This is a genomic window from Vibrio sp. SALL6, assembly GCF_002002385.1.
Classification (GTDB): domain Bacteria; phylum Pseudomonadota; class Gammaproteobacteria; order Enterobacterales; family Vibrionaceae; genus Vibrio; species Vibrio parahaemolyticus.
Map to the genome: position 1 here is coordinate 1 of NZ_MQVK01000041.1, position 25,066 is coordinate 25,066.

21 protein-coding genes and 2 tRNA genes are annotated in these 25,066 nt (G+C 45.5%); 15 read left to right on the plus strand and 8 right to left on the minus strand.

Translation table 11 applies throughout. From position 1 onward, the window contains the following. The first annotated feature begins 58 nt into the window (after positions 1–58). From BIW15_RS22130 to BIW15_RS22150, 5 genes are all read left to right on the plus strand, one after another. A tRNA-Asp gene (locus tag BIW15_RS22130) sits at positions 59–135 on the plus strand. Between the two features lie 35 nt (positions 136–170). Continuing rightward, positions 171–247, plus strand: a tRNA-Trp gene (locus tag BIW15_RS22135). A 376-nt stretch (positions 248–623) separates the two neighbouring features. Further along, on the plus strand, positions 624–956 hold the full coding sequence (locus BIW15_RS22140) for a DUF1904 domain-containing protein (protein WP_005483015.1): 333 nt from the start codon (positions 624–626) through the stop codon (positions 954–956). 12 nt (positions 957–968) lie between these two features. Then, positions 969–1,805: a penicillin-insensitive murein endopeptidase gene (mepA, locus tag BIW15_RS22145; protein ID WP_179115331.1), complete on the plus strand. Its 837-nt coding sequence runs from the start codon at positions 969–971 to the stop codon at positions 1,803–1,805. A 320-nt stretch (positions 1,806–2,125) separates the two neighbouring features. After that, positions 2,126–2,434, plus strand: a complete 309-nt coding sequence (locus BIW15_RS22150; protein ID WP_005496359.1) for a hypothetical protein — start codon at positions 2,126–2,128, stop codon at positions 2,432–2,434. Between the two features lie 42 nt (positions 2,435–2,476). Here the strand turns inward: BIW15_RS22150 and BIW15_RS22155 are convergent, their stop codons facing one another. The 3 genes from BIW15_RS22155 to rdgC form a co-directional block, all read right to left on the minus strand. Further along, the gene (locus BIW15_RS22155) at positions 2,477–2,731 is read right to left on the minus strand and encodes a YfhL family 4Fe-4S dicluster ferredoxin (protein WP_005460170.1); all 255 of its coding nucleotides are present in this window, start codon (positions 2,729–2,731) and stop codon (positions 2,477–2,479) included. Between the two features lie 2 nt (positions 2,732–2,733). After that, on the minus strand, positions 2,734–4,134 hold the full coding sequence (gene yegQ / locus BIW15_RS22160) for a tRNA 5-hydroxyuridine modification protein YegQ (RefSeq protein ID WP_077281629.1): 1,401 nt from the start codon (positions 4,132–4,134) through the stop codon (positions 2,734–2,736). Between the two features lie 165 nt (positions 4,135–4,299). After that, positions 4,300–5,214, minus strand: a complete 915-nt coding sequence (rdgC, locus tag BIW15_RS22165) for a recombination-associated protein RdgC (protein WP_025522219.1) — start codon at positions 5,212–5,214, stop codon at positions 4,300–4,302. A gap of 224 nt (positions 5,215–5,438) precedes the next feature. Here rdgC and phoB point away from each other — a divergent pair, with 224 nt between their 5' ends. Genes phoB through BIW15_RS22185 form a run of 3 tightly spaced genes read left to right on the plus strand, consistent with a single transcriptional unit; the run spans position 5,439 to position 8,426 of the window. After that, a complete protein-coding gene (gene phoB / locus BIW15_RS22175) occupies positions 5,439–6,128 on the plus strand; it encodes a phosphate regulon transcriptional regulator PhoB (protein ID WP_005460184.1) in 690 nt (229 codons plus the stop codon). A gap of 40 nt (positions 6,129–6,168) precedes the next feature. Beyond that, complete coding sequence (gene phoR / locus BIW15_RS22180) at positions 6,169–7,467, plus strand: phosphate regulon sensor histidine kinase PhoR (RefSeq protein WP_025570597.1); 1,299 nt, start codon at positions 6,169–6,171, stop codon at positions 7,465–7,467. Continuing rightward, positions 7,467–8,426 (plus strand): PstS family phosphate ABC transporter substrate-binding protein, encoded by a 960-nt coding sequence (locus tag BIW15_RS22185; RefSeq protein WP_015296276.1) that lies wholly within the window; start codon positions 7,467–7,469, stop codon positions 8,424–8,426. Before phoR ends, BIW15_RS22185 begins: the two co-directional genes overlap by 1 nt. Positions 8,427–8,452: 26 nt before the next feature. Here the strand turns inward: BIW15_RS22185 and ppx are convergent, their stop codons facing one another. Both ppx and ppk1 read right to left on the minus strand, forming a co-directional pair. Continuing rightward, positions 8,453–9,958 carry an exopolyphosphatase gene (gene ppx / locus BIW15_RS22190; RefSeq protein WP_023622672.1) on the minus strand — a complete coding sequence of 502 codons (1,506 nt, stop codon included), beginning with the start codon at positions 9,956–9,958 and terminating at the stop codon, positions 8,453–8,455. Further along, positions 9,942–12,032, minus strand: a complete 2,091-nt coding sequence (gene ppk1 / locus BIW15_RS22195) for a polyphosphate kinase 1 (RefSeq protein ID WP_077281630.1) — start codon at positions 12,030–12,032, stop codon at positions 9,942–9,944. The genes ppx and ppk1 overlap by 17 nt, the downstream gene beginning before the upstream one ends. A 208-nt stretch (positions 12,033–12,240) precedes the next feature. On the opposite strand from ppk1, the gene BIW15_RS22200 reads away from it, so the two are divergent. Genes BIW15_RS22200 through phoU form a run of 4 tightly spaced genes read left to right on the plus strand, consistent with a single transcriptional unit; the run spans position 12,241 to position 17,699 of the window. Next, positions 12,241–14,445: an ABC transporter permease subunit gene (locus BIW15_RS22200; protein WP_025557254.1), complete on the plus strand. Its 2,205-nt coding sequence runs from the start codon at positions 12,241–12,243 to the stop codon at positions 14,443–14,445. A 30-nt stretch (positions 14,446–14,475) separates the two neighbouring features. After that, positions 14,476–16,149 (plus strand): phosphate ABC transporter permease PstA, encoded by a 1,674-nt coding sequence (gene pstA / locus BIW15_RS22205; protein ID WP_077281631.1) that lies wholly within the window; start codon positions 14,476–14,478, stop codon positions 16,147–16,149. Between the two features lie 2 nt (positions 16,150–16,151). Next, on the plus strand, positions 16,152–16,970 hold the full coding sequence (gene pstB, locus BIW15_RS22210; RefSeq protein WP_005460191.1) for a phosphate ABC transporter ATP-binding protein PstB: 819 nt from the start codon (positions 16,152–16,154) through the stop codon (positions 16,968–16,970). 30 nt (positions 16,971–17,000) lie between these two features. Continuing rightward, entirely contained in the window at positions 17,001–17,699 is a 699-nt protein-coding gene (phoU, locus tag BIW15_RS22215; protein ID WP_005440349.1) for a phosphate signaling complex protein PhoU, read from the plus strand. A 60-nt stretch (positions 17,700–17,759) separates the two neighbouring features. Here the strand turns inward: phoU and ppk2 are convergent, their stop codons facing one another. The 3 genes from ppk2 to BIW15_RS22235 all read right to left on the minus strand — a co-directional run bounded on the left by ppk2 (position 17,760) and on the right by BIW15_RS22235 (position 20,246). After that, a complete protein-coding gene (gene ppk2 / locus BIW15_RS22220) occupies positions 17,760–18,536 on the minus strand; it encodes a polyphosphate kinase 2 (protein WP_005460167.1) in 777 nt (258 codons plus the stop codon). Positions 18,537–18,605: 69 nt separating this feature from the next. Continuing rightward, positions 18,606–19,349: a copper homeostasis protein CutC gene (locus BIW15_RS22225; protein WP_005488290.1), complete on the minus strand. Its 744-nt coding sequence runs from the start codon at positions 19,347–19,349 to the stop codon at positions 18,606–18,608. Between the two features lie 285 nt (positions 19,350–19,634). Continuing rightward, positions 19,635–20,246 carry a peroxiredoxin C gene (locus BIW15_RS22235; RefSeq protein ID WP_005381738.1) on the minus strand — a complete coding sequence of 204 codons (612 nt, stop codon included), beginning with the start codon at positions 20,244–20,246 and terminating at the stop codon, positions 19,635–19,637. 199 nt (positions 20,247–20,445) lie between these two features. Here BIW15_RS22235 and BIW15_RS22240 point away from each other — a divergent pair, with 199 nt between their 5' ends. The 3 genes from BIW15_RS22240 to aceA all read left to right on the plus strand — a co-directional run bounded on the left by BIW15_RS22240 (position 20,446) and on the right by aceA (position 25,015). Continuing rightward, positions 20,446–21,351 (plus strand): hydrogen peroxide-inducible genes activator, encoded by a 906-nt coding sequence (locus BIW15_RS22240; RefSeq protein WP_005460156.1) that lies wholly within the window; start codon positions 20,446–20,448, stop codon positions 21,349–21,351. Positions 21,352–21,957: 606 nt separating this feature from the next. After that, a complete protein-coding gene (aceB, locus tag BIW15_RS22245; RefSeq protein ID WP_179115328.1) occupies positions 21,958–23,586 on the plus strand; it encodes a malate synthase A in 1,629 nt (542 codons plus the stop codon). Between the two features lie 118 nt (positions 23,587–23,704). After that, complete coding sequence (gene aceA / locus BIW15_RS22250) at positions 23,705–25,015, plus strand: isocitrate lyase (RefSeq protein ID WP_005460165.1); 1,311 nt, start codon at positions 23,705–23,707, stop codon at positions 25,013–25,015. The last annotated feature ends 51 nt before the right edge of the window (positions 25,016–25,066 follow it).

Below are 25,066 nucleotides of genomic sequence, written 5' to 3' on the forward strand. Positions count from 1 at the left end.
CCCATGTGAGAGTAGGACATCGCCAGGCTTTAAATTTAGACTTAGGTCTAACCAGTGCGGAGCGGTAGTTCAGTTGGTTAGAATACCGGCCTGTCACGCCGGGGGTCGCGGGTTCGAGTCCCGTCCGCTCCGCCACTTATTCGAGAGTCGTCTCATTAAACACGAACTACAGGGGTGTAGCTCCAATTGGCAGAGCAGCGGATTCCAAATCCGCGTGTTGGGAGTTCGAATCTCTCCACCCCTGCCATATTTAAAGCCTCAGTCGAAAGACTGGGGCTTTTTTACGTTTGTAAAATGGCAAAATTTATTCTTTGTGAACTCAAGTTCCCAAATAGGCGACTCTAGGCGCGTAGCTAATGGTAGCTTATGGTAGCTAAGTCTGAACTGCCCTAATCTCTTATCTACTTTCCCTATATAAAAAACAGCAGATTTCCAGCGGGATTGATATCTAGCCGCTAGTGATCCCTTGTCGTTGAATGTCACTGATTGGAATCTCAAGCTCTTGTTGATATTTATTAGCGTTTTTCTGGGTATTTTTAAGAACGCGTCTAGTTGTTGTTGGGATGATTAGCGTTGTTGTTCCTGTTATCATCTTAGGACAATACAAATATAGGATTAACCTTATGCCACATCTACGATTTCGCGCTGTAGAACCTCAAGCAGTACAAGCTTTGTCAAAGCCACTGACTGACGAGCTCCAGCCACTAATGAATAGTCCACGAGAAGATTTTACTTTTGAGTACATCTACACAACTTTCTTTAGTGAGGGCGAGGTAAGTCCTGCTTATCCTTTTGTTGAAGTTTTGTGGTTTGATCGAGGACAAGAGACCCAAGACAAGGTGGCGAAAGTAATTACACAACAAGTTCGTGGTGTAGTCGGTGAAGATATTGATGTAGCAGTCATTTTTTCTGCACTATCGCCAAATGCCTACTATGATAATGGTGAACATTACTAAAGGGGATGTATGATGCGGCTGAGTCTTTCTTTTTATTTCAGTTTATTTGTCTCAGCTCATCTTTATGCTACGCCATGGGAGCAAGTTAGTGCTCCCACTCATAATATGTCCTCTTCTATTGGTAGTTATGCGAACGGCTGCTTAGATGGGGCCTCCCCCCTGCCTTTAGAAGGTACAGGTTATCAAGTGTTACGTAGTCGAACGAATCGCTACTATGGGCACCCTAACACTATAGATTTTGTTGAAAGCCTAGCTTTAAAGGCGAATCAAAAGTTAAAAACTACTTTACTAATTGGCGACCTTTCTTTACCTCGTGGCGGCCGTTTTTCATCTGGTCATTCAAGCCATCAAACGGGGCTGGATATTGATATCTGGTTGCGTTTAGCTGACTCTCCTCTCTCCTATAACGAACTTCAATTGCCGAAACCGATGAGTGTGGTTGATCTGCAAGACTACTCGATATTAAATCATCGATGGGATAAGAGGCATTTTGAACTCATCCGTTATGCTGCTAAGAGCGATGAGGTGGCTCGTATCTTTGTTCACCCTGTTATCAAGGAGCAACTGTGTGCTCAGGAAGGGGGAAAAGATCGTTCTTGGCTACGTAAAGTTCGTCCTTGGTGGGGACATCATTATCATTTTCATGTGCGCTTATCATGCCCTGACTCAAGCTCTAATTGTGTCGATCAAGCACCTCCTCCTTCTGGTGATGGGTGCGGTTCGGAGTTAGCGAGTTGGAAGCCAAAAGCAGTTGTCCTAGCGAAGCCCCAGCCAGAAAAAGTAGCGGCTAAACCTAAAAAGAAAAAAGCGATTCCACCACAATGTCAGCCACTTATCGTCAGTAAATAACGTCTTATCTTTGTTCTTGTTTCGGCTCAGGTATCTCTTTTATGAAACTGGAGAAACATCATACTTTTGTCTACAGTGAATAATACCAATACAAAAACTAACCCAACTCGTTTGGGTGGCATATTATAGAAATCTTAAATAAACAACGGGTTGTATGTATTGTTGAGTGGTAACGACTCTGTTTTGAAAGATCTTTCGTCACGATACTCTGATTTCTGAACAATATGTCTGTCGGTTGGTAAGTAAAATAGGCAACGCAGACAAGGTATTGAGGCGGGGTTGTGGAGTGACCTGCCGTAGAATGAATCAAGGACAAAACCATGACTATGATTTGTGCAAAAGAATTTGCAGAGTGGTTAAGACACAGATTTAGCAGTGATCCCAAGGGAGTTTTATTGACTCGTGAAGATGTTAATCACCTGACGGGACGTCAGCGTCTCGATCCGGGATTTGTTAATGATGTGCATTACGAGCTAATGCAATATGGAATGGCTTTCGTTACAGATACGAGCAGGGAAAACTTCTATTTAATTCCTGTATCTCAAGCTGAAAATTGGCGTGAAAGACTCGAGTATCACTTTGAGAAAGAGTTGTTTTGCAATATCTATCCAATCGAAAAATCAGGATAAAAAAAGGTTCAACTTTGTTCGCAAAGTTGAACCTCATTTTATTTAGGCGAGTCCCTGAATCACCACAAACTTTTCAAGCAATTGCTCTTCTGTCTCAATGTGGTTTGGATCAGTAATAATACATTTTGTTATTGGACAAACTGACTGACAGGTAGGCTTTTCGTAATGACCTTTGCACTCAGTACATAAGTTAGGGTCGATTTCGAAGATGCTGTCTCCCATGCTGATCGCGCCATTCGGGCATTCCGGATCACACATGTCGCAGTTAATGCATTTGTCAGTGATGAGTAACGCCATGATTACTTACCAGTAGGGTTACGAGTGTCCTGGCCTGCGTTTAGATTGCGCATCAACAGACCGTATTTTAGGTCCATGTCTTCAGGAACAGGAATGAATACGAAGTGGCCGTTACCTTTTGCGTCTTCAATTGACTCTGATTTGCGGTTTTCCATCGCTTCTAGAGTGAAAACAACGTTACCTTTTGGTGTCATTAACTCCAGGCTGTCACCTACAACGAATTTGTTTTTCACTTCAACTTCTGCCATGTCGCCACGACGTTTACCTGTGAACTCACCAACAAATTGTTGTGCGTCAGAGACTGAGTAACCGTAGTCGTAGTTTTGGTAAGTATCGTGTGTATGACGACGTAGGAAACCTTCTGTGTAACCACGATGAGCTAGGCTTTCTAGTGTACCCATTAGGCTTTCATCGAATGGTTTACCTGCAACTGCGTCGTCGATCGCTTTACGGTAAACTTGCGCTGTACGTGCGCAGTAGTAGAACGACTTAGTGCGGCCTTCGATTTTTAGTGAGTGAACACCCATCTTAGTTAGACGCTCTACGTGCTGAACCGCGCGTAGGTCTTTTGAGTTCATGATGTAAGTGCCGTGTTCATCTTCGTAGGCAGCCATTTTTTCTTCTGGACGATGCGCTTCAGAAAGCAGAACCACTTCATCCGTTGGTTTACCACGACCGATAGTGGTTTCAGGGCGCTCGTCTTGAACTTCAACAGGCTGTGCTTCAGTTGGGTCAAACTTCTCAACGATGTCGCCAGCGTCGTTTTCTTTGCCTTCTTCAACTTTGTATTCCCAACGACATGCGTTAGTACATGTACCTTGGTTAGGGTCACGCTTGTTAATGTAACCAGAAAGTAGGCAACGACCAGAGTAAGCCATACATAGTGCACCGTGAACGAATACTTCTAGTTCAGTTTCAGGGCAATGCTCACGAATTTCTTCGATTTCTTCTAGAGAAAGCTCGCGAGAAACGATTACACGTTCAACGCCATTCGCTGCCCAGAACTTAACGGTTGCCCAGTTTACAGCGTTTGCTTGTACAGAAAGGTGAATTGGCATTTCTGGGAAAGCTTCACGAACCATCATGATTAGACCAGGATCTGACATGATCAACGCGTCAGGGCCCATCTCAACGACTGGTTTAAGGTCACGAATGAAGGTTTTTAGCTTCGAGTTATGTGGTTGGATGTTGCATACCACGTAAAGCTTTTTGCCTAAGGCATGTGCTTCATCGATACCGATTTTTAGGTTCTCGTGGTTAAACTCGTTGTTACGTACGCGAAGGCTGTAGCGAGGTTGGCCAGCGTAAACTGCATCTGCGCCGTAGGCGAATGCGTAACGCATATTTTTCAGGCTGCCCGCTGGAGACAGTAGCTCAGGTACGAATGCTTTCTCAGTTGTCATTGCTCAATTCTCTTTTATCTGATCACAAGTCAGGCCAATTCCACCTTATGGAAATGGGGCGCAAATTTTACGTCAAAATGTGAACTGTGACTAGGAGAATTGTGCTTTAGATGAACAAACGCCCTACAAAAAGTGAGGGCGTATTTATTAAAAAGTAGGGGTATCTTATGCGTTAGGGTTAGGCAGGCCGCCTAGCGCTTCATATAGATTTGGTAGGAAAGCGCTGAATTCACCGCACATTAGTGAGAAGTCAGCATCAAAGCGAGCCGCTTGATCTTCACGTGGGATATCGTCGTTTTGATCTTTCAACTCATCTGAGAATTTTAGACGTTTGATGCCGGAATCTTCAGCCATGATGAACTCGATTCGGTCTTGCCAGTTAAGCGCAAGTTTCGTTACGACTTTGTCAGCTGCGATGTGATTGCGGATTTCATCTGTGGTCAGCTCTTGCTTCTTACAGCGAATCACGCCACCTTCTTCAAGCACCGATTTTAACTCAGCTTCGTCCATCATGGTGATGCCTTGCGGTGTGTTACCTGTTTTAACCCATTCTGTTAGCGTGGTTTCAATTGCTACTTCTGGAATCGCAGGAACAACAGGTAAGCTACCCATGGTTTTACGCAATAGCGCTAATACGTCTTCTGCTTTTTTGTAGCTGCTTGCATCGACAAGGATGAAGCCTTCTTTTGGCATAATCAACACGTGAGTGTGGCTGCTGCGGCTAAAGGCACGAGGCAGTAAATCCATCACGATGTCATCTTTTAAGTTATCTTTCTCTTTCTTCTTCAGAGGGCGACCTTCTTGCGCTTCCATAGCGTCTACTTTTGCATTCAGAGACTCTTTAATCACAGAAGCAGGCAGCATTTTCTCTTCTTTTTTTGCACAGATCAGAATGCGGTTTTCTGACACGTGCGTCATCATGTCGCCATGTCGACCCATAGCACTAATCCAACCAAACTTTTGTTTATCTTGGCTACCACAAGGGGTGAATCGAAACTCAGCGAGTTGAGTTTCTAGTTGATCGGCGTTGAAGTTAACCTCGCGGTTAACGCGATATACCAGACAGTTTTTAAACCACATAAATCTTCTCTAGGCTTGATGACAAGGGAGTAATCATAGGGAATTTTTGAGCTGATGTCTTAATAGAAATGAAAAATATCAGGATGAACCCCAAAAGAAAGTTATATGAAAATTTGTTTTCAAAGGTCACAAAAGTGTCATAATTGGTAGTGATAATGCTTATGCATCGAGGGGCGCTTTGTCTCTTAAATTCATTAGCTCAACAAACATAAGGTTACTCAATTATGTCTAGAAGGATTCTGGTTGTTGAAGACGAAGCTCCAATTCGTGAAATGCTTTGCTTCGTGCTTGAACAAAAAGGTTACCAGGCGGTAGAGGCGGAAGATTACGATACTGCTGTAACCAAACTGGCTGAACCCTTCCCTGATTTAGTATTACTGGATTGGATGTTACCTGGCGGTAGTGGCATTAACTTTATCAAACACATGAAACGTGAAGAGCTTACACGCAACATTCCTGTTGTGATGCTGACTGCTCGCGGTGAAGAAGAAGATAAAGTTCGCGGTTTAGAGGTTGGTGCAGATGACTACATTACCAAACCGTTTTCACCTAAAGAGTTAGTTGCTCGCCTTAAAGCGGTTATTCGCCGTGTTACGCCGACCGCATTAGAAGATGTGATTGATGTTCAAGGTCTCAAACTCGATCCTGTTTCTCACCGTGTTACTGCGAATGATGAAGCGGTTGATATGGGGCCTACCGAGTTCAAGATGCTGCACTTCTTTATGACCCATCAAGAGCGTGTTTACAGCCGTGAGCAGCTGCTAAACAACGTGTGGGGCACCAATGTTTATGTTGAAGACCGTACTGTTGACGTTCATATCCGTCGTCTTCGTAAAGCACTGGAAGCTGCCGGTCACGACAAACTGATTCAAACCGTTCGTGGCGCTGGTTACCGCTTCTCAACAAAGGCTTAGATTTTTACGCAGCTTATCAATGCCATTTCTGGAGTAATGAGTGGTTGAAAGATTAACGTGGAAAAAGCTGGCCTGGGAGCTGGCTTTTTTTTACACCCCTTGGGTGATAGTGGGGTGGATATTCGGTTATATGCCGTGGTTGCTTTTGGCTGCCACGGTTTTGCAGCTTGTGTGGCATTTACATAACCAAGTGCGCTTGTCTTCTTGGTTATGGGATGAAAAACGCCTGACTCCTCCGTCTGGCAGTGGTAACTGGGAGTCCCTCTTTAACGGTCTCTATCGTTTGCAACAGCGTCAGCGTCGTAAACGCAAAGAGCTCACCAATCTGATCCGTCGCTTTAGAAACGGTGCCGAATCATTGCCCGATGCCGTCGTAGTATTTCGCGCGGAAGGCAACATTGTTTGGTGTAACCGATTAGCTCAACACCTGTTAGGCTTCCATTGGCCAGAAGATTCCGGTCAACCTATCTCGAACCTGATTCGAACTCCAGATTTCATCAAGTACCTCAATAAAAAAGATTTCTCCGAACCGCTAGAAATGCGCTCGCCGTTGAATGTCGAACGTATGTTAGAACTGCGTATCGTGCCTTACACGGAAGGTGAACACCTGATGGTGGTGCGTGACGTGAGCCAACTTAAGCAACTCGAAGGAATGCGTCGTAACTTCTTCGCCAACGTTTCTCATGAGCTACGCACTCCGATGACCGTACTACAAGGTTATCTGGAGATGACGGAAGACCCAGATATGATCGTCGGCCCGATGTGGACTAAAGCGCATGGGGTGATGACGGAGCAGCTTAACCGCATGAACAGCTTAGTGAATCAACTTCTTACCTTATCTAAGATTGAAGCCGCGCCGATGCATGAGTTGGAAGATGTCGTAAACGTGCCAGCAATGCTTGAAGTCTTAGAGAAAGAAGCGATCAGCTTAAGTGGTGATGACCAACATAAACTCAAGTTTGATGTCGATACCAGCCTTCGTGTGCTTGGAGATGATGACCAATTGCGCAGCGCGATCTCCAACCTTGTATACAACGCAGTGAAGTACACTCCTCCGGGAGCCAATATTCATGTTCGTTGGTATCAAACCGCACAAGGTGCGTGCCTTGAAGTTGAAGACAGTGGTGATGGTATTGAGCCACAACACTTGCATCGACTGACAGAGCGTTTCTACCGAGTTGATAAAGCACGTTCACGCGATACGGGTGGCAGTGGTTTAGGTTTGGCGATTGTGAAACATGCGCTGAGCCATCATGACTCACACCTGGAAATTCAAAGTGAAGTCGGTGTAGGCAGTAAGTTCTCGTTCGTACTTCCAAGTCGTTTAGTGGTGAAATAATGGGACGTCGAGTCAGTAAAGCCATCGCTTGTATCGCGCTTATTTGTTCGAGTATGGCGGTTGCTCAAGATAAGCCATTACCGAACTACCATAAAACCACTGGCATTGTTGGTAATTTGCTTTCGGTAGGCTCAGACACTTTGGCGGGGATGACCACTCTTTGGGTGGAAGAGTTTAAATCCATTTACCCCAACATCAACGCGCAAGTTCAAGCTTCAGGCTCGTCAACTGCGCCACCTGCTTTAACAGAGCAAACGGCGCAGTTTGGTCCAATGAGCCGCCCGATGCGTTTGAAAGAAATCGAAGCGTTTGAGCGACAGCATGGTTACAAACCTACAGCATTGCGCGTTGCTATTGATGCTATCGGTATTTTTGTACATCAAGACAATCCCATTCAAGGTTTGAACTTTAATCAATTGGACGCCATGTTTTCCGCTACGTTGCGTTGTGGAGAAAGTCAGTTCATCACTAACTGGCAGCAACTAGGTTTAAAAGCCGAATGGGCGAAGCGCAACTTGCAGTTGTTTGGTCGTAACTCTGTGTCCGGGACGTATGGTTACTTCAAAAGCAATGCGCTGTGTGGCGGTGACTTCAAAACTCGAGTGAATGAACAACCGGGCTCGGCTTCTGTGGTGCAATCTGTGGCATCGACTATCAGCGGAGTTGGTTATTCTGGCGTTGGTTATCGAGTGGCTGGCGTTAGGTTGGTTCCCATCGCTAAACGCGGGGTTAACTATGTTAGCCCGACTCGTACAAATATTGTCTCAGGTAAGTACCCACTATCACGCTACCTTTATGTGTACGTGAACAAGCATCCTGATTACCCGTTGTCTCCAATAGAAGCCGAGTTTATTCGTTTTATGTTCTCTGCTCAGGGACAAGCGTTAGTCGAAAAAGATGGCTATGTGCCGATCACTGCAGATTTCGCAGCGGAAGAGTTAAAAAAAGTCGGCCTTTAAGCCGACTTTTTTCATTGTACCGAAAACTAAAAAGTGAGTGTCCACTTCGCACTTGCCCATCGATCTTGTTCTTCCAGCAAATCGGCATGCAGCAACTTATTATTATCTAACCATGCTTCATCGGTACAAGCGAGCATCCATTCATCGCCTTTGATCGATAAAGTGATGTCAGGTAGTGGGTCGTCGTTGCGTTGCCCATTAAGGACTATGGACAGACGAAGAATCTTAATCAGGCTTAACACATCACTTTGTTTGTAGAGGTTGAACTCTGGCAACTCATTGAGCCTTAGCGCTTTGCGTTGAAAGCGTGCAAGCGTCGCCAAGACGAGTTGTTGCTCACGGTTAAAACCTTGCAGGGTTGAATGCAGAAGAATATAAAACGAGTGGCGATGGAAGCTGCGTAGGTTGATGCTTAGCCCAACTTCATGCAACAGAGCGGCCCATTCTAATAAATCAAACAGTTCGCTTTTCTTTTTAATCCCAAGCTCAGAATGTACTTGTTCAAGCATCTCGCGTGCGTGACCTTTTACGCGTGCAGCGTGCTCGAGATCCACACGATGTTTTTGTGCTAGGTTTTCCGTGGTACGCATGCGAATGTCAGAGCGAGCAAACCGTTCTTCCATTTCATATAACAAGCCTTCTCTCAATGCTCCATCAGAGAAAAACATTTGGTCGATTTTTAGTGCCTGAAAAATCGCAGCTAAAATCGCCACACCAGCGGCAAATACCGGTTTACGTTCATCGGTCAAGCCAGTCAACTGAATATCATCAATTGATGCGAACTCGTTTAAAGTATCAATGAGCTTACTCAGACGCTTTGCTGTGATTAAACCGTCTTCAAAGCCCAGCCCAATCAATACCTCTTGAATCGCTTTGATGGTGCCTGATGAGCCGAGTGCAATATCCCAACCTTTCTTGCGGTATTTGGTCGCGATGGACTCTAGTTTTTGTTCGGCAGCGAGCATGGCTTTGCTGAAGTTTTTGCTCGATAACTTGCCATTTTTGAAGTACTGCTGTGTAAAGCTGACGCAGCCCATCTGTTTGCTATTAAGCAGTTCTGGCTCGAACTCTTGTCCGATGATCATCTCGGTGCTGCCACCGCCAATATCGACCACCAGTTTAGAATTAGATTCCACTTGAGTGTGTGCGACACCCAAGTAAATTAGGCGCGCTTCTTCCTCTCCCGGAATAATCTCTATCGGGAATGGCATGACTGCTTTTGCTCGTTGGATAAACAAATGCGCGTTTTTCGCTCTTCTTAGCGTGTGTGTAGCAGCAATGCGCACATTGGATTCATCAAAGCCTTGCAGCCTCTCTGCGAACATCGCAAGACACTCCAACGCTCGCTCCATTGAGGCGTGACTTAAATTCAATTCACTGTCTAGGCCAGAGGCTAAACGAACCCTCTGTTTATGGCGACTGATGAGCTGTAGGTCGCTGCCGACCACCTTCGCCACCACCATGTGGAAGCTATTAGAGCCGAGATCGATCGCGGCAATGTAGCGTTCATCTTGTTCAAGTATCTGAGACATCTGACTTTTGTCTTCTTGTTTGCTTTTCTATATTTTTAAGATAGTCGTAGATGGCAACTTGTGAGCGAACTTTTTTACGGTTTCCGCGCGGTACATAGCCATTGCTCATCTCTTTGTCTATCAAACGTGCCTTTACTGTATCGGTAAAGTGGATGTTAGTTATATCAATAATTCTCTGTTTCAAACGTGGATCACGAACAGGAGCGGCAACTTCGATACGATGATCGATGTTTCGTGTCATCCAATCGGCAGATGAAATGTAGACTTGAGGATCCCCATCATTGTGCGTGATCACTACGCGTGGGTGTTCCAAAAAGCGATCAACGATACTGATGATTCGAATGTTTTCGCTGACGCCTTCAATTCCAGGAACCAACGCACACATGCCTCGGATGATCATATTGATCTTTACCCCCGCGTTGCTTGCTGCGTAAAGACGGGTGACGATGCCTTTATCGACGAGGTTGTTGACCTTTATGGTTAATCCTGCCTTTTTGCCCGCCTTTGCATTGGCGATTTCATTGTCAATCAGGCGGTAAATTTGGGTGCGCGAATTACGCGGAGAAACCATCAAGTGATTGAACTTCACTGGGCGATAAGGGTTCTCAATGTATCCAAACACGTTGCGCACTTCATTGGTGATTTCTTGGTCTGCGGTGAGCAGCGAAAAGTCGGTATAGATTCGAGCGGTTTTTTCGTGGAAGTTGCCCGTGCCAATGTGCGCGTAGCGAATAATATCGTCACCTTCACGGCGACTGATCATCAATAACTTTGAGTGAATCTTTAAACCGGGCGCACCAAAGATGACGTGCACGCCAGCTTCAGTCAGAACTTTTGACCATTCAATATTTGCTTCTTCATCAAATCGCGCCTGCAACTCAACGACTACAGTAACGTTTTTGCCGTTATGCACTGCATCAATCAAAGAGTTCATCAAGCGAGAGTCTTTGGCTACGCGGTAGATATTAATTTTGATGCTGAGCACTTTCGGGTCAAAGGATGCCTGGCGAACCAATTCACCAATATGGTCAAAGGTGTGATAAGGGTAGTAGAGCAGAATGTCTTTGGCTTTGATGGCTTCGAAACTGTTGGCGTAACCTTCAAAGTCTGCACACTTCATTGGTGGCATAGGTTTGTTTTCGAGGTATTCTCGCCCGACGTTTGGAAAAGCGATGAAATCTTTGAAGTTGTGGTAGCGTCCACCTGGAATTAGGTTGTCGTAATTGGAAATTCTTAGTTTGCTGCACAAGAAGTCGAGCATCTCTTGCGGCATTTCACGCTCATACACAAAGCGTACTGGCATGGCGGTTAAACGTTGGTTTACACCTGCTGACATTTGCTCTAGCAAGCTGTATTCGATTTCATTACGCAAGTCGTATTCTGCATCACGCGTCATTTTCATCGCGTAGCCTGCGAGCTCATCATAGTCGAAAAAGCCTTTAAAAAGCTCGTCTAAACAGTATCGGATGATGTTATCAAGCAGGATGATGGTCTTACGGCGTTTGCCTTTTTGCTCAGGCACCATCACGAAGCGTGGCAGGTGGTCGGTTGGAATTTCGATAAGAGCGTATTGAGAGTGGTCTTCTTTGCGCAGTTCGACGGCGATGTAAGCGTATTCGTCTTTGAGGAATTGCAGCACGTCGATTTCATCTTTCATCAACAAAGGCGTGATATGTGGCATGACTTCTTTGCGGAAGTATTTGGTGATCCACTTTTCCTGCGCTTCATCGAGTTGATGCTCATTGACCAAGAAAATGCGACGCCTTGCCATTTCTCTAATTAATTCACTGTAAAGTTCGTCGAATTGTTCGTTAAGCTTAAGGGCTTTGGCTTGCATCTTACTCAACAGACGCTTGGAGTTGTCACTCCCTCCTCGCTCTTGGTTGATCAAAATACGACGTTTCACATCAGCGAAGCGCACTTTGTAGAATTCGTCGAGGTTGTTGGAAAAGATCCCAAGAAAACGAATACGCTCGATCAACGGAACGGTTTTGTCGGCCGCTTCTTGTAACACTCGTTCATTGAAAGATAACCAACTAAGCTCTTTTTCTATATATAGTTTTTCTGCGCTCATAACCTTACCTAGCCTAAAGTGAAGTAATCGTACTGATCATGGGGATAAACAGACGAGTGAAAACATTATGAGATTTTTGTTACAGATATATTTCATACCACGCATTGCATAAGAGTTGTATTCTTTTCAGGTGTTTAATGTGATCTGTAATATAATTGTCATCTTAACGACATATTCTAGTACTAAGTCAAAAAAGGTAGAGAGATAAATGGCCCAAGCCGAGTTTTCATTGCAGGAAAAAGATAAGAAACGGCTGATTAAAGATCGTTTAGTTCGACTTGCAGTGACATCTGGTGGAGTGGGTGTGCTCGCTGCCCTTATTCTGATCTTCGTCTATCTTGCGATGGTGATCATTCCTCTGTTTTCTGATGCAGAGATTAAACCTAATCACGCGACTCGAACCACGCAAGTGGGCATGCCTCTGGCCATTTCTGTCGATGACTATTCACAACTTGCTTTCGTTTTAACGCAAAGTGGTGAGATTCAATATTTATCGATGGACGCACCTGACAAGCCCGCCATTTATACTCAACAGTTAGCTACTAATCCGGTATCTTTTTCTCAATCGGCTCCTGGCCTTGGTTGGTATGGATTAGTGGATGATCAAGGTCTAGCTCATATCTTCAAGCCAGAATTCAACGCGACGTTGAGAGAAAATACTCGCCCGCCAGAAGTGGTGGCGCTGTCGACGGATATGAATTTGACGCTCACCGACACGCAAGATCCTGTGACTCAATTTGTCTTCAGTGCATCAACGCAAACTCCAACTATTGTTTGGCAGACTCGCAGCGGGAAAGTCAAAGCGCGTTGGCAAGAGAAGTCTGCGCTAGGCGTCGCTCCAACCACGATTGATTTCTCCTTTTCTGCGGGCTTTGACGCTCCCCAACAGATGCTCTTAACACCGGATGGTGAAACGCTTTATTTACGTGATGGTTCGGAGTTAATTGTTCTGACCAAAGCTGCTCAAAAGTTTACGGTGCGCGAAGTTATCGATCTTACTCAAGGGGATAAAAAGCATTCTGTAAGAACGATTGATTTGCTTGCGGGCGCATATTCCCTGTTGGTGACGCACAATGATGGTCGCGTTTCGCAATGGTTTGATACTTTGCAAAATGATAAGCGAACCTTAACTCATATTCGTGACTTCAAATTAGCGTCTGAACTTAAATACTTATTGCCAGATTCACACCGCAAAGGATTCTACAGTTTCTACACCAATGGTACGCTTCAGAGTCATTACACGACCAGTGAAAAACTGGTGTTGTTTAAGCGAGCTTATAAACAAGCGCCTGCGATGGCGGCAATGTCGAACAATGAACGCTATCTGATTACTTGGAATGATGACTCGTTAAAGGTGGCGGAGGTCGATAACTCTTACCCTGAAGTCTCGCTTTCTTCACTGTGGCAGAAAGTGTGGTACGAAGGTTATCCAGAGCCTGAATTTGTATGGCAATCTACATCGGCCAGCGATAACTTTGAAGCCAAATTTAGCTTGGTGCCGATTGCGTTCGGCACGATAAAAGCGGCTATGTTTGCGATGCTGTTTTCAGTGCCTTTGGCGGTGCTAGGCGCTATTTATACGGCGTATTTTATGTCGCCACGCATGCGTCGAGTGGTTAAGCCGTCCATTGAATTGATGGAAGCACTGCCGACCGTCATCATCGGTTTCCTTGCCGGGTTATGGTTTGCTCCGATAGTCGAAGACCATCTGATTACTGTCGTGGTGATGTTGTTTGTGTTGCCATTGAGCACCATGGTCATGGGGGGCTTGTGGGCTCTGATACCTCAATCTCTGCGTAATCGTCTACCTAATGGATGGCATGCGCTGGTTCTTATGCCAGTGATTTTACTGTTGATTGGTATCGGAGTTTGGATTTCTCCAAGTATTGAACAAACCTTCTTTGGTGGCGACATGCGCTTGTTTTTGACCAATCACGGGATTGGTTTTGATCAGCGTAATTCCTTGGTGGTTGGCCTTGCGATGGGCTTTGCCGTGATTCCTACCATTTTTACCATTGCGGAAGATGCCATTTTCTCTGTACCGAAGCACTTGTCTGATGGATCGTTAGCACTTGGGGCGACCCCTTGGCAAACCTTGATTTACGTCGTGCTCCTTACGGCCAGCCCAGGTATTTTCTCCGCCATCATGATGGGGCTTGGGCGCGCGGTTGGTGAGACGATGATTGTCTTGATGGCGACTGGTAACACGCCTTTGATGGACTGGAACATTTTAGAAGGACTTCGCAGCTTATCGGCAACCATTGCGGTGGAGTTGCCAGAGTCAGAGGTTGGCAGTTCGCATTATCGTTTGTTGTTCCTCGCTGCGTTGATTTTGTTTGTCTTCACCTTTGCTGTGAACGCGCTGGCAGAGTTGGTTCGTCAAAGATTGAGAGATAAATACCGTGCGTTGTAGTTTAGATCAGGAAAAAGAGCGAGTTACTGAATGTTAAATTGGATTCGTTCTGGCGCACCGTGGATATGGCTAACAGGCGGTGCGGTCAGCATCAGTCTGTTGTCGGTGTTAGGGTTATTGCTCCTCATTGGTTGGAAAGGATTAACCTATTTCTGGCCTGCGCCATTGTATCAATGGAACGTAACGTCGTTGACGCCGGTGCAAGGTGAAGTGCTGCATGAAAACACCATTTTGATTGGCCAAATTTACGAGCGCAGCTTTGTTCCGAGAAGCTATCTTCCAGTGGATGCCGTCAAGAAGTTAGACGAAGATGAGGACTTCGCGACTCGATTGAACATCAAAATTGCGAATCGCGAGTTATATCCGGCCGATTTTATTTCCGTATTGCAGATGCAGTTGGATGAGCCAACCACACCCAAAGAGTGGGCGGTGATTGAGCGCAGCAGCGGTGGATACTTTTTTGGTAAGCTGGTGGCGTTTCAAGATGGCGACAAGCTCTATCAAACTGATATCCAAACGGTGTTGAACAAAAAACTTGATGACGCAGAAACGCTGCGCCACGAGATTGATTCTTTGGTCGTCGACCAACTGAAAGACCTGGGTTGGAAACTTGAGCAATTGCGTTTAGACAAGCGCAAACATGAGCTCAACAATACCGTAACGGAGGATTTTTTAGCGCAGAACTTGCAACAAAAAGAGCAAGTGGGACAAGAGCTGGCGAAGTTGGACTTACAACTGGATGGCTTGCGTTTACAGCTTTCTGGCTACGCACTAATTGTTGAGGACATGACGGGTTCTCATGTTTCGATTCCCCTTGAAGACATATTGGACTACTGGTACCCAAACCAAATGTCGTTACCTGACAAAGTGATGCATTGGGGTAAACAGGTCTGGAAATTCTTATCCGAAGATCCAAGAGAATCGAACTCAGAGGGCGGCGTTTTTCCTGCAATATTCGGAACCGTTTTCTTGGTGCTTATCATGTCGATTATCGTGATGCCGCTTGGGGTGGTTGCTGCGATTTATTTGCATGAATACGCGAAGAACAACGCACTTACGCGAATTATTCGAATTGCGGTCATCAACTTGGCGGGGGTTCCTTCGATCGTGTATGGCGTGTTCGGGTTGGGGTTCTTTGTCTATACCATCGGCGCATCCATCGATAACGTGTTTTATGCCGAGCGATTGCCTGCGCCAACTTTCGGTACGCCGGGTTTGTTGTGGTCGGCTTTGACGTTAGCAGTATTAACACTGCCCGTGGTTATTGTTACGACAGAGGAAGGCTTAACACGTATTCCGAGCTCAGTACGCCACGGCTCTTTGGCGCTTGGCGCGACGCAATTTGAAACGTTGTGGCGCGTGGTATTACCAATGGCAACGCCTGCGATTATCACCGGTTTGATTCTGGCGATTGCGCGTGCCGCAGGGGAAGTCGCGCCACTAATGCTAGTGGGGGTTGTGAAATTGGCGTCCAGTTTGCCTGTTGATGGTCAGTTCCCTTACGTGCATTTGGACAGAAAGTTCATGCACTTAGGTTTTCATATTTACGACGTTGGATTTCAAACCTCCAACATTGAAGCGGCGCGCCCGCTGGTGTATGCCACTTCCTTCTTACTCGTTACCGTGATTGTCGGACTAAACTTAACAGCAATCAGCATTCGCAATAATTTACGAGAAAAATACAGAACGTTAGGACAAGATTAAGTATGTTTAATTTCGATAATACATTAGGTTATGAGCCACCACTGGACGTCCATAACTTAACGGATGAACAAACGGCGATCTCGATAGAGAACCTTAATCTTTTCTACGGTCAAGCGCAGGCATTACACGATATTTCGATGCGTATCCCAAAAGGGCGAGTGACAGCATTTATCGGCCCGTCTGGTTGTGGTAAATCGACATTATTGCGCTGTATCAATCGTATGAACGACTTGGTGGAAGGATGTAAAGTCACCGGAAAAGTTCGTTTGCACGGTAAGAACGTCTATCACCCGAATGTCGATGTAGCAACGCTTAGGCGTCGCGTTGGAATGGTTTTTCAGCGTCCCAACCCATTTCCTAAGTCGATTTATGAGAATGTGGTTTATGGCTTACGCTTACAAGGTGTTAAGAACAGTCGCACATTAGATGATGCGGTTGAACGTTCGCTTCGCTCTGCTGCGTTGTGGGATGAAGTGAAAGATAGATTGCACGAAAACGCATTTGGACTTTCGGGTGGTCAGCAGCAACGTTTAGTTATTGCGCGTGCTGTAGCAATTGAACCAGAAGTGCTGTTATTGGATGAGCCAACATCGGCACTGGATCCAATATCAACTTTAACTATTGAAGAACTTATCAACGAGCTTAAGACTCAATATACTGTCGTGATCGTTACCCACAACATGCAGCAAGCCGCGCGAGTGAGTGACCACACCGCATTCATTCACATGGGTAAGTTGATTGAATACTCCGACGCAGATTCAATCTTCACATCGCCAATGAAGAAACAGACAGAAGACTACATTACTGGTCGATACGGCTAAGGCTCGACCAAACACGGAATAAGGAAAATCATGCACTTTGGACGTCATATTTCAGGACAATTTAACGTAGAGCTAGAATCGATTCGTACTCATGTGTTGACCATGGGTGGCTTGGTGGAACAGCAGCTTTCGTATGCTATTCAAGCCTTGCATAAAGAAGACATTGAGCTCGCGCGAAAGGTTGTGCGTGACGATCATAAAGTGAATGCGATGGAAGTGTCGATTGATGATGCGTGTACTCGAATCATTGCCAAACGTCAGCCGACCGCGAAAGATTTGCGCCTGATTATGGCGATCATCAAGACCATTACTGATCTTGAACGCATTGGGGATGTCGCGACACGCATTGCTTATGTCGCTATCGAAAGCCCGTCATCGAAAGAACGCCAATTCCAAGTTTCATTAGAACCTCTCTGCCGTCAGGCGATTCAAATGTTGCATCAGGTTTTGGATGCATTCGCTCGTATGGATGTTGAAGCCGCCGCAGAGGTTCACAAACTCGATGATAAGCTGGATGCCGAATACGAAGCAGTGATCCGTCAGCTCATGACTTACATGATGGAAGACCCAAAAAATATTCCGCATATTCTTCAGGTAATGTGGTCTGCTCGCGCTATTGAACGAGTAGGGGATCGTTGCCAAAACATTTGTGAATACATTATTTACTTTGTGAAAGGTAAGGACGTTCGTCACCTTGGTGATCAAAGCATTGATGATGTGTTGAAGTAACGCTTCATGTAAATGAAAAAGACCAGCGAACGCTGGTCTTTTGGATCTTAGAAGCTGAGATCAGTACTTATCTGGTACAAACGTTTGATCGTCTATTGGTGCTCTGACGTAGCCCTCTTTATTGATCTCTGGTAACTCAATTGGTGGGTACTCTAGCGCTTTATATTCAATTTGACTGAGTAGATGACTAATGCAATTTAAGCGCGCTTTTTGTTTTGAATCTGAAGGTACAACCCACCAAGGACAGTTTTTGGTGTCGGTGTAAGCGAACATCTTGTCTTTTGCTTCAGAATACTCAGCCCAGCGGTGTCGAGATTCTAGATCCATCGGGCTGAACTTCCAGCGCTTTATCGGCGTGTTGATTCGCCCTAAGAAGCGTTTTTCCTGCTCCTCGTCGGAGACCGAAAACCAGTACTTGAGCAAAATAATGCCTGAGCGTTGCAGCATTCTCTCGAATTCAGGGCAAGAGCGCAGAAATTCTTCATATTCATCTGGCGTACAAAAGCCCATGACTTTTTCGACGCCTGCGCGGTTATACCAACTGCGGTCAAACAAGACGATTTCACCGGCGGATGGCAGGTGCGCGACATAACGTTGAAAGTACCATTGTGTCTTTTCTTTTTCAGTCGGGGCGGGCAATGCCACTACGCGGCAAACTCGGTGATTTAACTTTTCCGTAATTCTCTTAATTACGCCGCCTTTGCCTGCGGCATCACGGCCTTCAAACAGAACGACGACTTTTAGTCCTTTGTGTTTAACCCATTCCTGCAGCTTTACCAATTCGACCTGCAGCTTTTTAAGCTCTTGTTCGTATTCCTTTTTCTTTAGCTTAGACATTATTCGTTCCTCACTCCTTGATGCTCAATATGTTAGCACTCAAAGTAGAAAGTGGGGGTTTCGAATGTGTTATTTGAGAGCTGCTGCGACGTTGGCGATGGCTTGAGTACTGGTAATAGGAATCGCAAAATCATCGACATCTGAAGCGCCCATTTTGCTTTGTTCAGCAATAAAGGTCATTTGGCTAGGGCGTGTGGTCTTGCCTGAAAGATGGACTTCTTGCACGTTCGTGTTTTTGACTAAATGACGGACGTTGTCTGCATTCACTCCCGCCCCGGCCATGATCGCAATGCGCCCTTGGGCTTGTTCCACAAGAGATTTAAGTACGCTCTCGCCTGCTGGTGCAGATGGAGCGAGGCCTGAAGTCAGAATACGTTCGCAACCTAAATGGATGATATCTTCCAACGCTTGTTCTGCATTGCGACACTGATCAAACGCACGATGAAACGTGATGCCAAGACCCAGAGCTTGTGCAAACTCGCACAAAGCGGTGGCAAACGGCATGTGGATATCACCTTCTTGGGTCAGTACGCCTAGCACCACTCCATCTAAACCAGATTGATGGGCGGCTTCGATGTCCCAACGCATCATGTCTAGCTCCTCTTCGTTATAGAAAAAGTCGCCTTGGCGTGGACGAATCATGGCATACACTGGAACAGAAGATTGTTTGGCCGCTTGCTGCATAAAACCGTAGCTTGGCGTTAAGCCACCCAATGCGAGAGATGAGCAAAGCTCAATACGAGTTGCGCCACCAGCAATGGCGTAATGAAGAGATTCAATATTATCAATACAGACTTCTAGATGAGTAACCACTTTGATTCATCCTACTAACGTTACAGTAAGTGTTATGGCAAAGATATTAGCAGGGCCAACAGGCAGAATCTGTATGATGTCGATGGGAAATAGAGGTAAAGTTTTCGCCTAGGTGTTACCTCATTTGAGCACATTTATTGAAGATAAAAGAAAGCCCAGAGCATATACTCTGGGCTTCGATAGGACTTTACTTAGACTGATTGGCGTTTGCGGTTTTCCCGCTATAGCTTTTTGCTTTATATATACATCCAACCATCACACCCGTTGAGCTTGGGTGAAGGTCTATTATTTTTTGCCTAGGTCAGCTGCGTGCTCAGATAGGAACGCTGCAACACCTTTTGGAGATGCGTCCATACCTGCTTTGCCTTCTTCCCATTGTGCAGGACATACTTCGCCGTGCTTCTGGTGGAAGTTTAGAGCATCAACCATACGTAGCATTTCGTCGATGTTACGGCCTAGAGGTAGGTCGTTAACTACTTGGTGACGTACAACGCCTTCTTCGTCGATTAGGAAAGAACCACGGAAAGCAACACCTGCTTCTGGGTGCTCAACGTCGTAAGCTTTACAGATTTCATGCTTAACGTCAGCAACTAGTGGGTACTTAACTTGACCGATACCGCCATCTTCGATAGCAGTGTTACGCCATGCGTTGTGAGAGAACTGAGAGTCGATAGAAACACCGATAACTTCAACACCTTTAGCTTGGAAATCAGCTAGACGGTTGTCGAATGCAATTAGCTCAGATGGGCAAACGAAAGTGAAATCTAGTGGGTAGAAGAAAACTACTGCTTTCTTACCTTTAGTGAACTCTGCAAAGTTGAAGTTTTCAACGATTTCACCGTTACCTAGAACAGCTGCTGCAGTAAAATCAGGGGCTTGACGACCTACTAGTACCATTTTTTTGCTCCTAAAAAGTATGGTTAGTTCCAAACCGAATACAGTAATGTCGGTTTGGTCCGTGTTTGTTCGAGACAAACTATAGTACAGATTGTAGTATTGAAAAAAGCGAAATAAATAGATTGAGTTAATCGAAAAAAGCGATAACAACAAAACTATTAACTCGATCACTGGAACAGCGGTAGATACAAATACAATTATGAATAAATGGCCCAGTCTGAAGCAGTTACATTATTTAGTGACACTGCATGAAACTCGACATTTTAGCGAGGCAGCAGAACGCTGCTTTGTCAGTCAATCAACGTTAAGTAAAGGGATTCAGAATCTTGAAGAGTTGATCGGTTGTCCGCTTTACGAAAAGAAAGACAAGAAAAGCCCGTTGGTTTTTACCCAGACGGGAGAAATGGTCGTAAAGCAAGGTCGAGAGCTATTGGCCAAAGGACAAGATTTAGTAGAACTTGGCCGATTATGTCAGGGCGATGATATGAAAGGCCAGTTGAAGGTTGGGTGTATTCCGACGATTGCACCGTTCTTATTGTGTGACCTCGTCCAAGAGGTGAATTATCGATTCCCTCAGCTAAACCTTCTATTAAGAGAAGACACCACCACCAATTTGTTGCAAGCGCTGCGTCATGGTGAGTTAGATGTACTGATCTTAGCGTTGCCAGTTGAAATCGATGGTATGGAGAGTCGCGTCGTCGGCAAAGATCCGTTCCGTATGGTGATCAGTGCAAACCAAGTCGATTCGATTCCTGTACCGATCCGTTATGACGATCTGCCGGATGAGTCGGTGTTCCTATTAGAGAAAGAGCATTGTTTAACTGAACATGCAGTTTCCGCTTGTAAGCTGACCGATAAAGAGAAAATTAACCCGTTTACGGCAACCAGCTTACATACCTTGGTGCAGATGGTCGCGAACGGCTTAGGTACCACTTTTATTCCTCAAATGGCAATCGAACACGGCTTGTTACACAACCAAAATTTGGTGGTGATCGACCCTCCTGGCCAGCAAGCGTATCGCGAAATTGGTTTGGTTTGGCGCCCTAGTTCATCAAGAACAAACACTTTTAACCAACTTGCAGATGTGGTTTCCGAACTGCTTTAGCTATTAGTATTAGCCTTTACTTCCTCACTATTTCTCTAAAAGCGCACTGGAAACGGTGCGCTTTCTAGTATTTTATTCTGTCGGTGAACTTTGACTTGTAAAATTTCACAGCTTTATTTTCGTGAAGCTTTCATAAAATTGTGAAATTTCACAATGTTAATTTTACACAATTGGCTACGCATTATGTTTAACCTCCGTTTAAATTCCTTACGCTAGACCTTATGAGTACAAGGTTTTCTCGCTTGCCTCTATATTCATACACCTGTTTTAAATCATATTTCATTGCAAAATTTAATGTAATTTAATTACGTAATAACTTACAAATTGGCATCCAAAATCAGTGCTTTGTTTGGTGCCGAATAAAACTTCGAATTTTGTGTTTTGTTTGTCTAGGGGGTTTCGTTAAACCCTTTGTTGATATAGCTTATTTAAAGGCTGCTAAGACTTATGTCTAGATTGAAAAAGCACTCAGGCTTAAGCAATCTATGAACACGGCCACACAGATTGAACACAAAGTTAAAGGATGTATTTTGTTGTTCATAACTTACAAATGTAGCTTTACGCTGACTGCCCAAGATAGATAAAGCACGTTAAGGATGAATGATTATGCTTGCTCAGACAGAACAAAAAACACCACCATCACAGCAAACCCAAGGCATGCTTGAGGTGACTGGAGCACTTGCTCCGGAGCATCAAGCTATTTTCCCTGTTGAAGCCCAAACCTTTTTATCTCTGCTGTGTGAAAAATTTGCTGGGCGTGTTGAAGAGTTGTTGGAAGCGAGAGAAGAAAAGCAAGCACGCATCGACGCTGGGGAGTTGCCAGACTTCCTGCCTGACACACAAGATATTCGTGAAGGTAGCTGGAAGATCTTAGGTATTCCTCAGGATCTACAAGATCGCCGTGTTGAGATTACAGGCCCAACGGATCGCAAAATGGTGATCAACGCTTTGAATGCAAATGTAAAAGTATTCATGGCGGATTTCGAAGACTCTATGTCGCCAGCTTGGGACAAGGTTCTCGATGGTCAAGTTAACTTGCGAGATGCCGTTAATGGCAACATTAGCTACACCAACCCTAGCAATGGCAAGCATTATCAGCTGGTGGACGACCCAGCGGTGTTGATCTGCCGTGTTCGCGGCCTTCACTTAAAAGAAAAACACGTGACGTGGCACGGTCAGATCATTCCAGGCGCGCTTTTTGATTTTGCACTGTATTTCTACAATAACCACAAAGCATTGCTTCAAAAAGGCAGCGGTCCATATTTCTATCTTCCTAAACTGCAGTCTCATCATGAGGCGAAGTGGTGGAGTGAAGTGTTCCATTTCACAGAAGAATATTTTGGTTTAGAGACTGGCACGATCAAAGCGACCGTGCTGATCGAAACGTTACCAGCTGTGTTTGAGATGGATGAGATTTTGTTCTCACTTAAAGAGCATATCGTAGGGCTGAATTGTGGTCGTTGGGATTACATTTTCAGTTACATCAAAACATTGAAGAAACACCCAGATCGTGTTCTGCCGGATCGCCAAGTCGTCACCATGGACAAACCATTTTTGAACGCCTATTCGCGTTTGTTGGTTCGTACTTGTCACAAGCGTGGTGCTTTCGCGATGGGAGGAATGGCCGCCTTTATTCCCGCGAAAGACCCGCAAGAAAACCAGAAAGTGTTGGATAAAATTCACAACGATAAATCACTTGAGGCGAATAACGGTCACGACGGTACGTGGGTTGCTCACCCGGGTCTCGCCGATACTGCTATGGAAGTATTCAGTGCGGCACTTGGAGAGCGAACAAATCAACTAGATGTTAGTCGCTCCGAAGATGCGCCAATTACCGCAGCCGAGTTGCTAGAACCGTGTGACGGTGAACGTACAGAAGAAGGCATGCGCCACAACATTCGCGTTGCGCTGCAATACATCGAAGCTTGGATTTCTGGAAACGGCTGTGTACCAATCTACGGATTAATGGAAGATGCTGCGACTGCTGAGATTTCTCGCGCCTCAATCTGGCAATGGATTCAGCACGGTAAGTCACTCGACAATGGTCAACAGGTGACAAAAGCACTGTTCGAAACCTACTTGCAAGAAGAAGAAGAAGTAGTGAAACAAGAAGTGGGCGAAGAACGTTATCAAGCCGGGCGTTTTGAAGAAGCCGCACAATTGATGGCGAAGCTAACAACTAGCGATGAGCTAACCAACTTCTTAACCGTCCCTGGTTATGACTACCTGGACTAAGAATTCTTAACTGTAATACCAATAACGTGAAAACTTTCGAGGCAGATGGGGATGTACTGCCTGAGAACGGAAACTCAACGCACAAACAAAAGTGCAAATAATAAAGAGGGATAGACCAATGACATTGACTCGCCGCCAACAAATTGAAGCTCTGGAAAAAGACTGGGCAACGAATCCACGCTGGAAAAACGTAAAGCGTACGTATACTGCAGAAGAAGTCGTAGAACTGCGTGGCTCGATGGTACCAGCAAATACAATCGCACAACGTGGTGCTGATAAGCTGTGGTCACTGGTTAACGGCAGTGCGAAAAAAGGTTATGTAAACTGTCTTGGTGCACTGACAGGTGGTCAAGCCGTACAACAAGCGAAAGCGGGTATCGAAGCGATTTACCTATCAGGCTGGCAGGTAGCGGCAGATAATAACACTGCATCGACTATGTACCCGGATCAGTCGCTATACCCAGTGGACTCAGTGCCTTCAGTGGTTAAGCGCATCAACAACTCTTTCCGTCGTGCTGACCAAATTCAGTGGGCGAATGGCAAGTCTCCTGAAGATGAAGGTGGTATTGATTACTTCCTACCAATCGTAGCGGACGCAGAGGCGGGCTTTGGTGGCGTGCTAAACGCATACGAACTGATGAAGTCGATGATCGAAGCCGGTGCCGCTGGTGTTCACTTTGAAGACCAACTCGCTTCGGTTAAAAAATGTGGTCACATGGGCGGTAAAGTACTGGTTCCGACTCAAGAAGCGGTACAAAAACTGGTAGCTGCGCGTCTTGCTGCAGACGTTTCTGGCACAACAACGCTAGTTATTGCACGTACTGATGCGAACGCGGCAGACCTGCTAACTTCAGATTGCGACCCATACGATAAAGACTTTATTGAAGGTGAGCGTACTCAAGAAGGCTTCTACCGTGTACGTGCAGGTATCGACCAAGCGATTTCTCGCGGTTTGGCTTACGCACCATATGCAGACTTGATTTGGTGTGAAACTGCGACGCCATGTCTAGAAGAGGCGCGTAAGTTCGCAGAAGCGATTCATGCTGAGTATCCAGATCAGCTGCTGGCATACAACTGTTCGCCATCGTTTAACTGGGAGAAAAATCTCGATGCAGAAACCATTGCGAAGTTCCAGCAAGAGCTTTCAGACATGGGTTACAAGTACCAGTTCATCACGCTAGCGGGTATCCACAACATGTGGTTTAACATGTTTGAATTGGCACACGCTTATGCGCAAGGTGAAGGTATGCGTCATTACGTTGAGAAAGTTCAACGTCCTGAATTCCAAGCAGCAGAGAAAGGCTACACCTTTGTGGCTCACCAACAAGAAGTGGGTACAGGTTACTTCGATAGAATGACGAACACCATCCAAGGTGGTAACTCATCTGTCACTGCGCTTACCGGTTCGACCGAAGAAGACCAATTCTAATTGGCACTGCAACACTTCCTTAATCAGCGTCAGTAATGGCATATTTTGAGC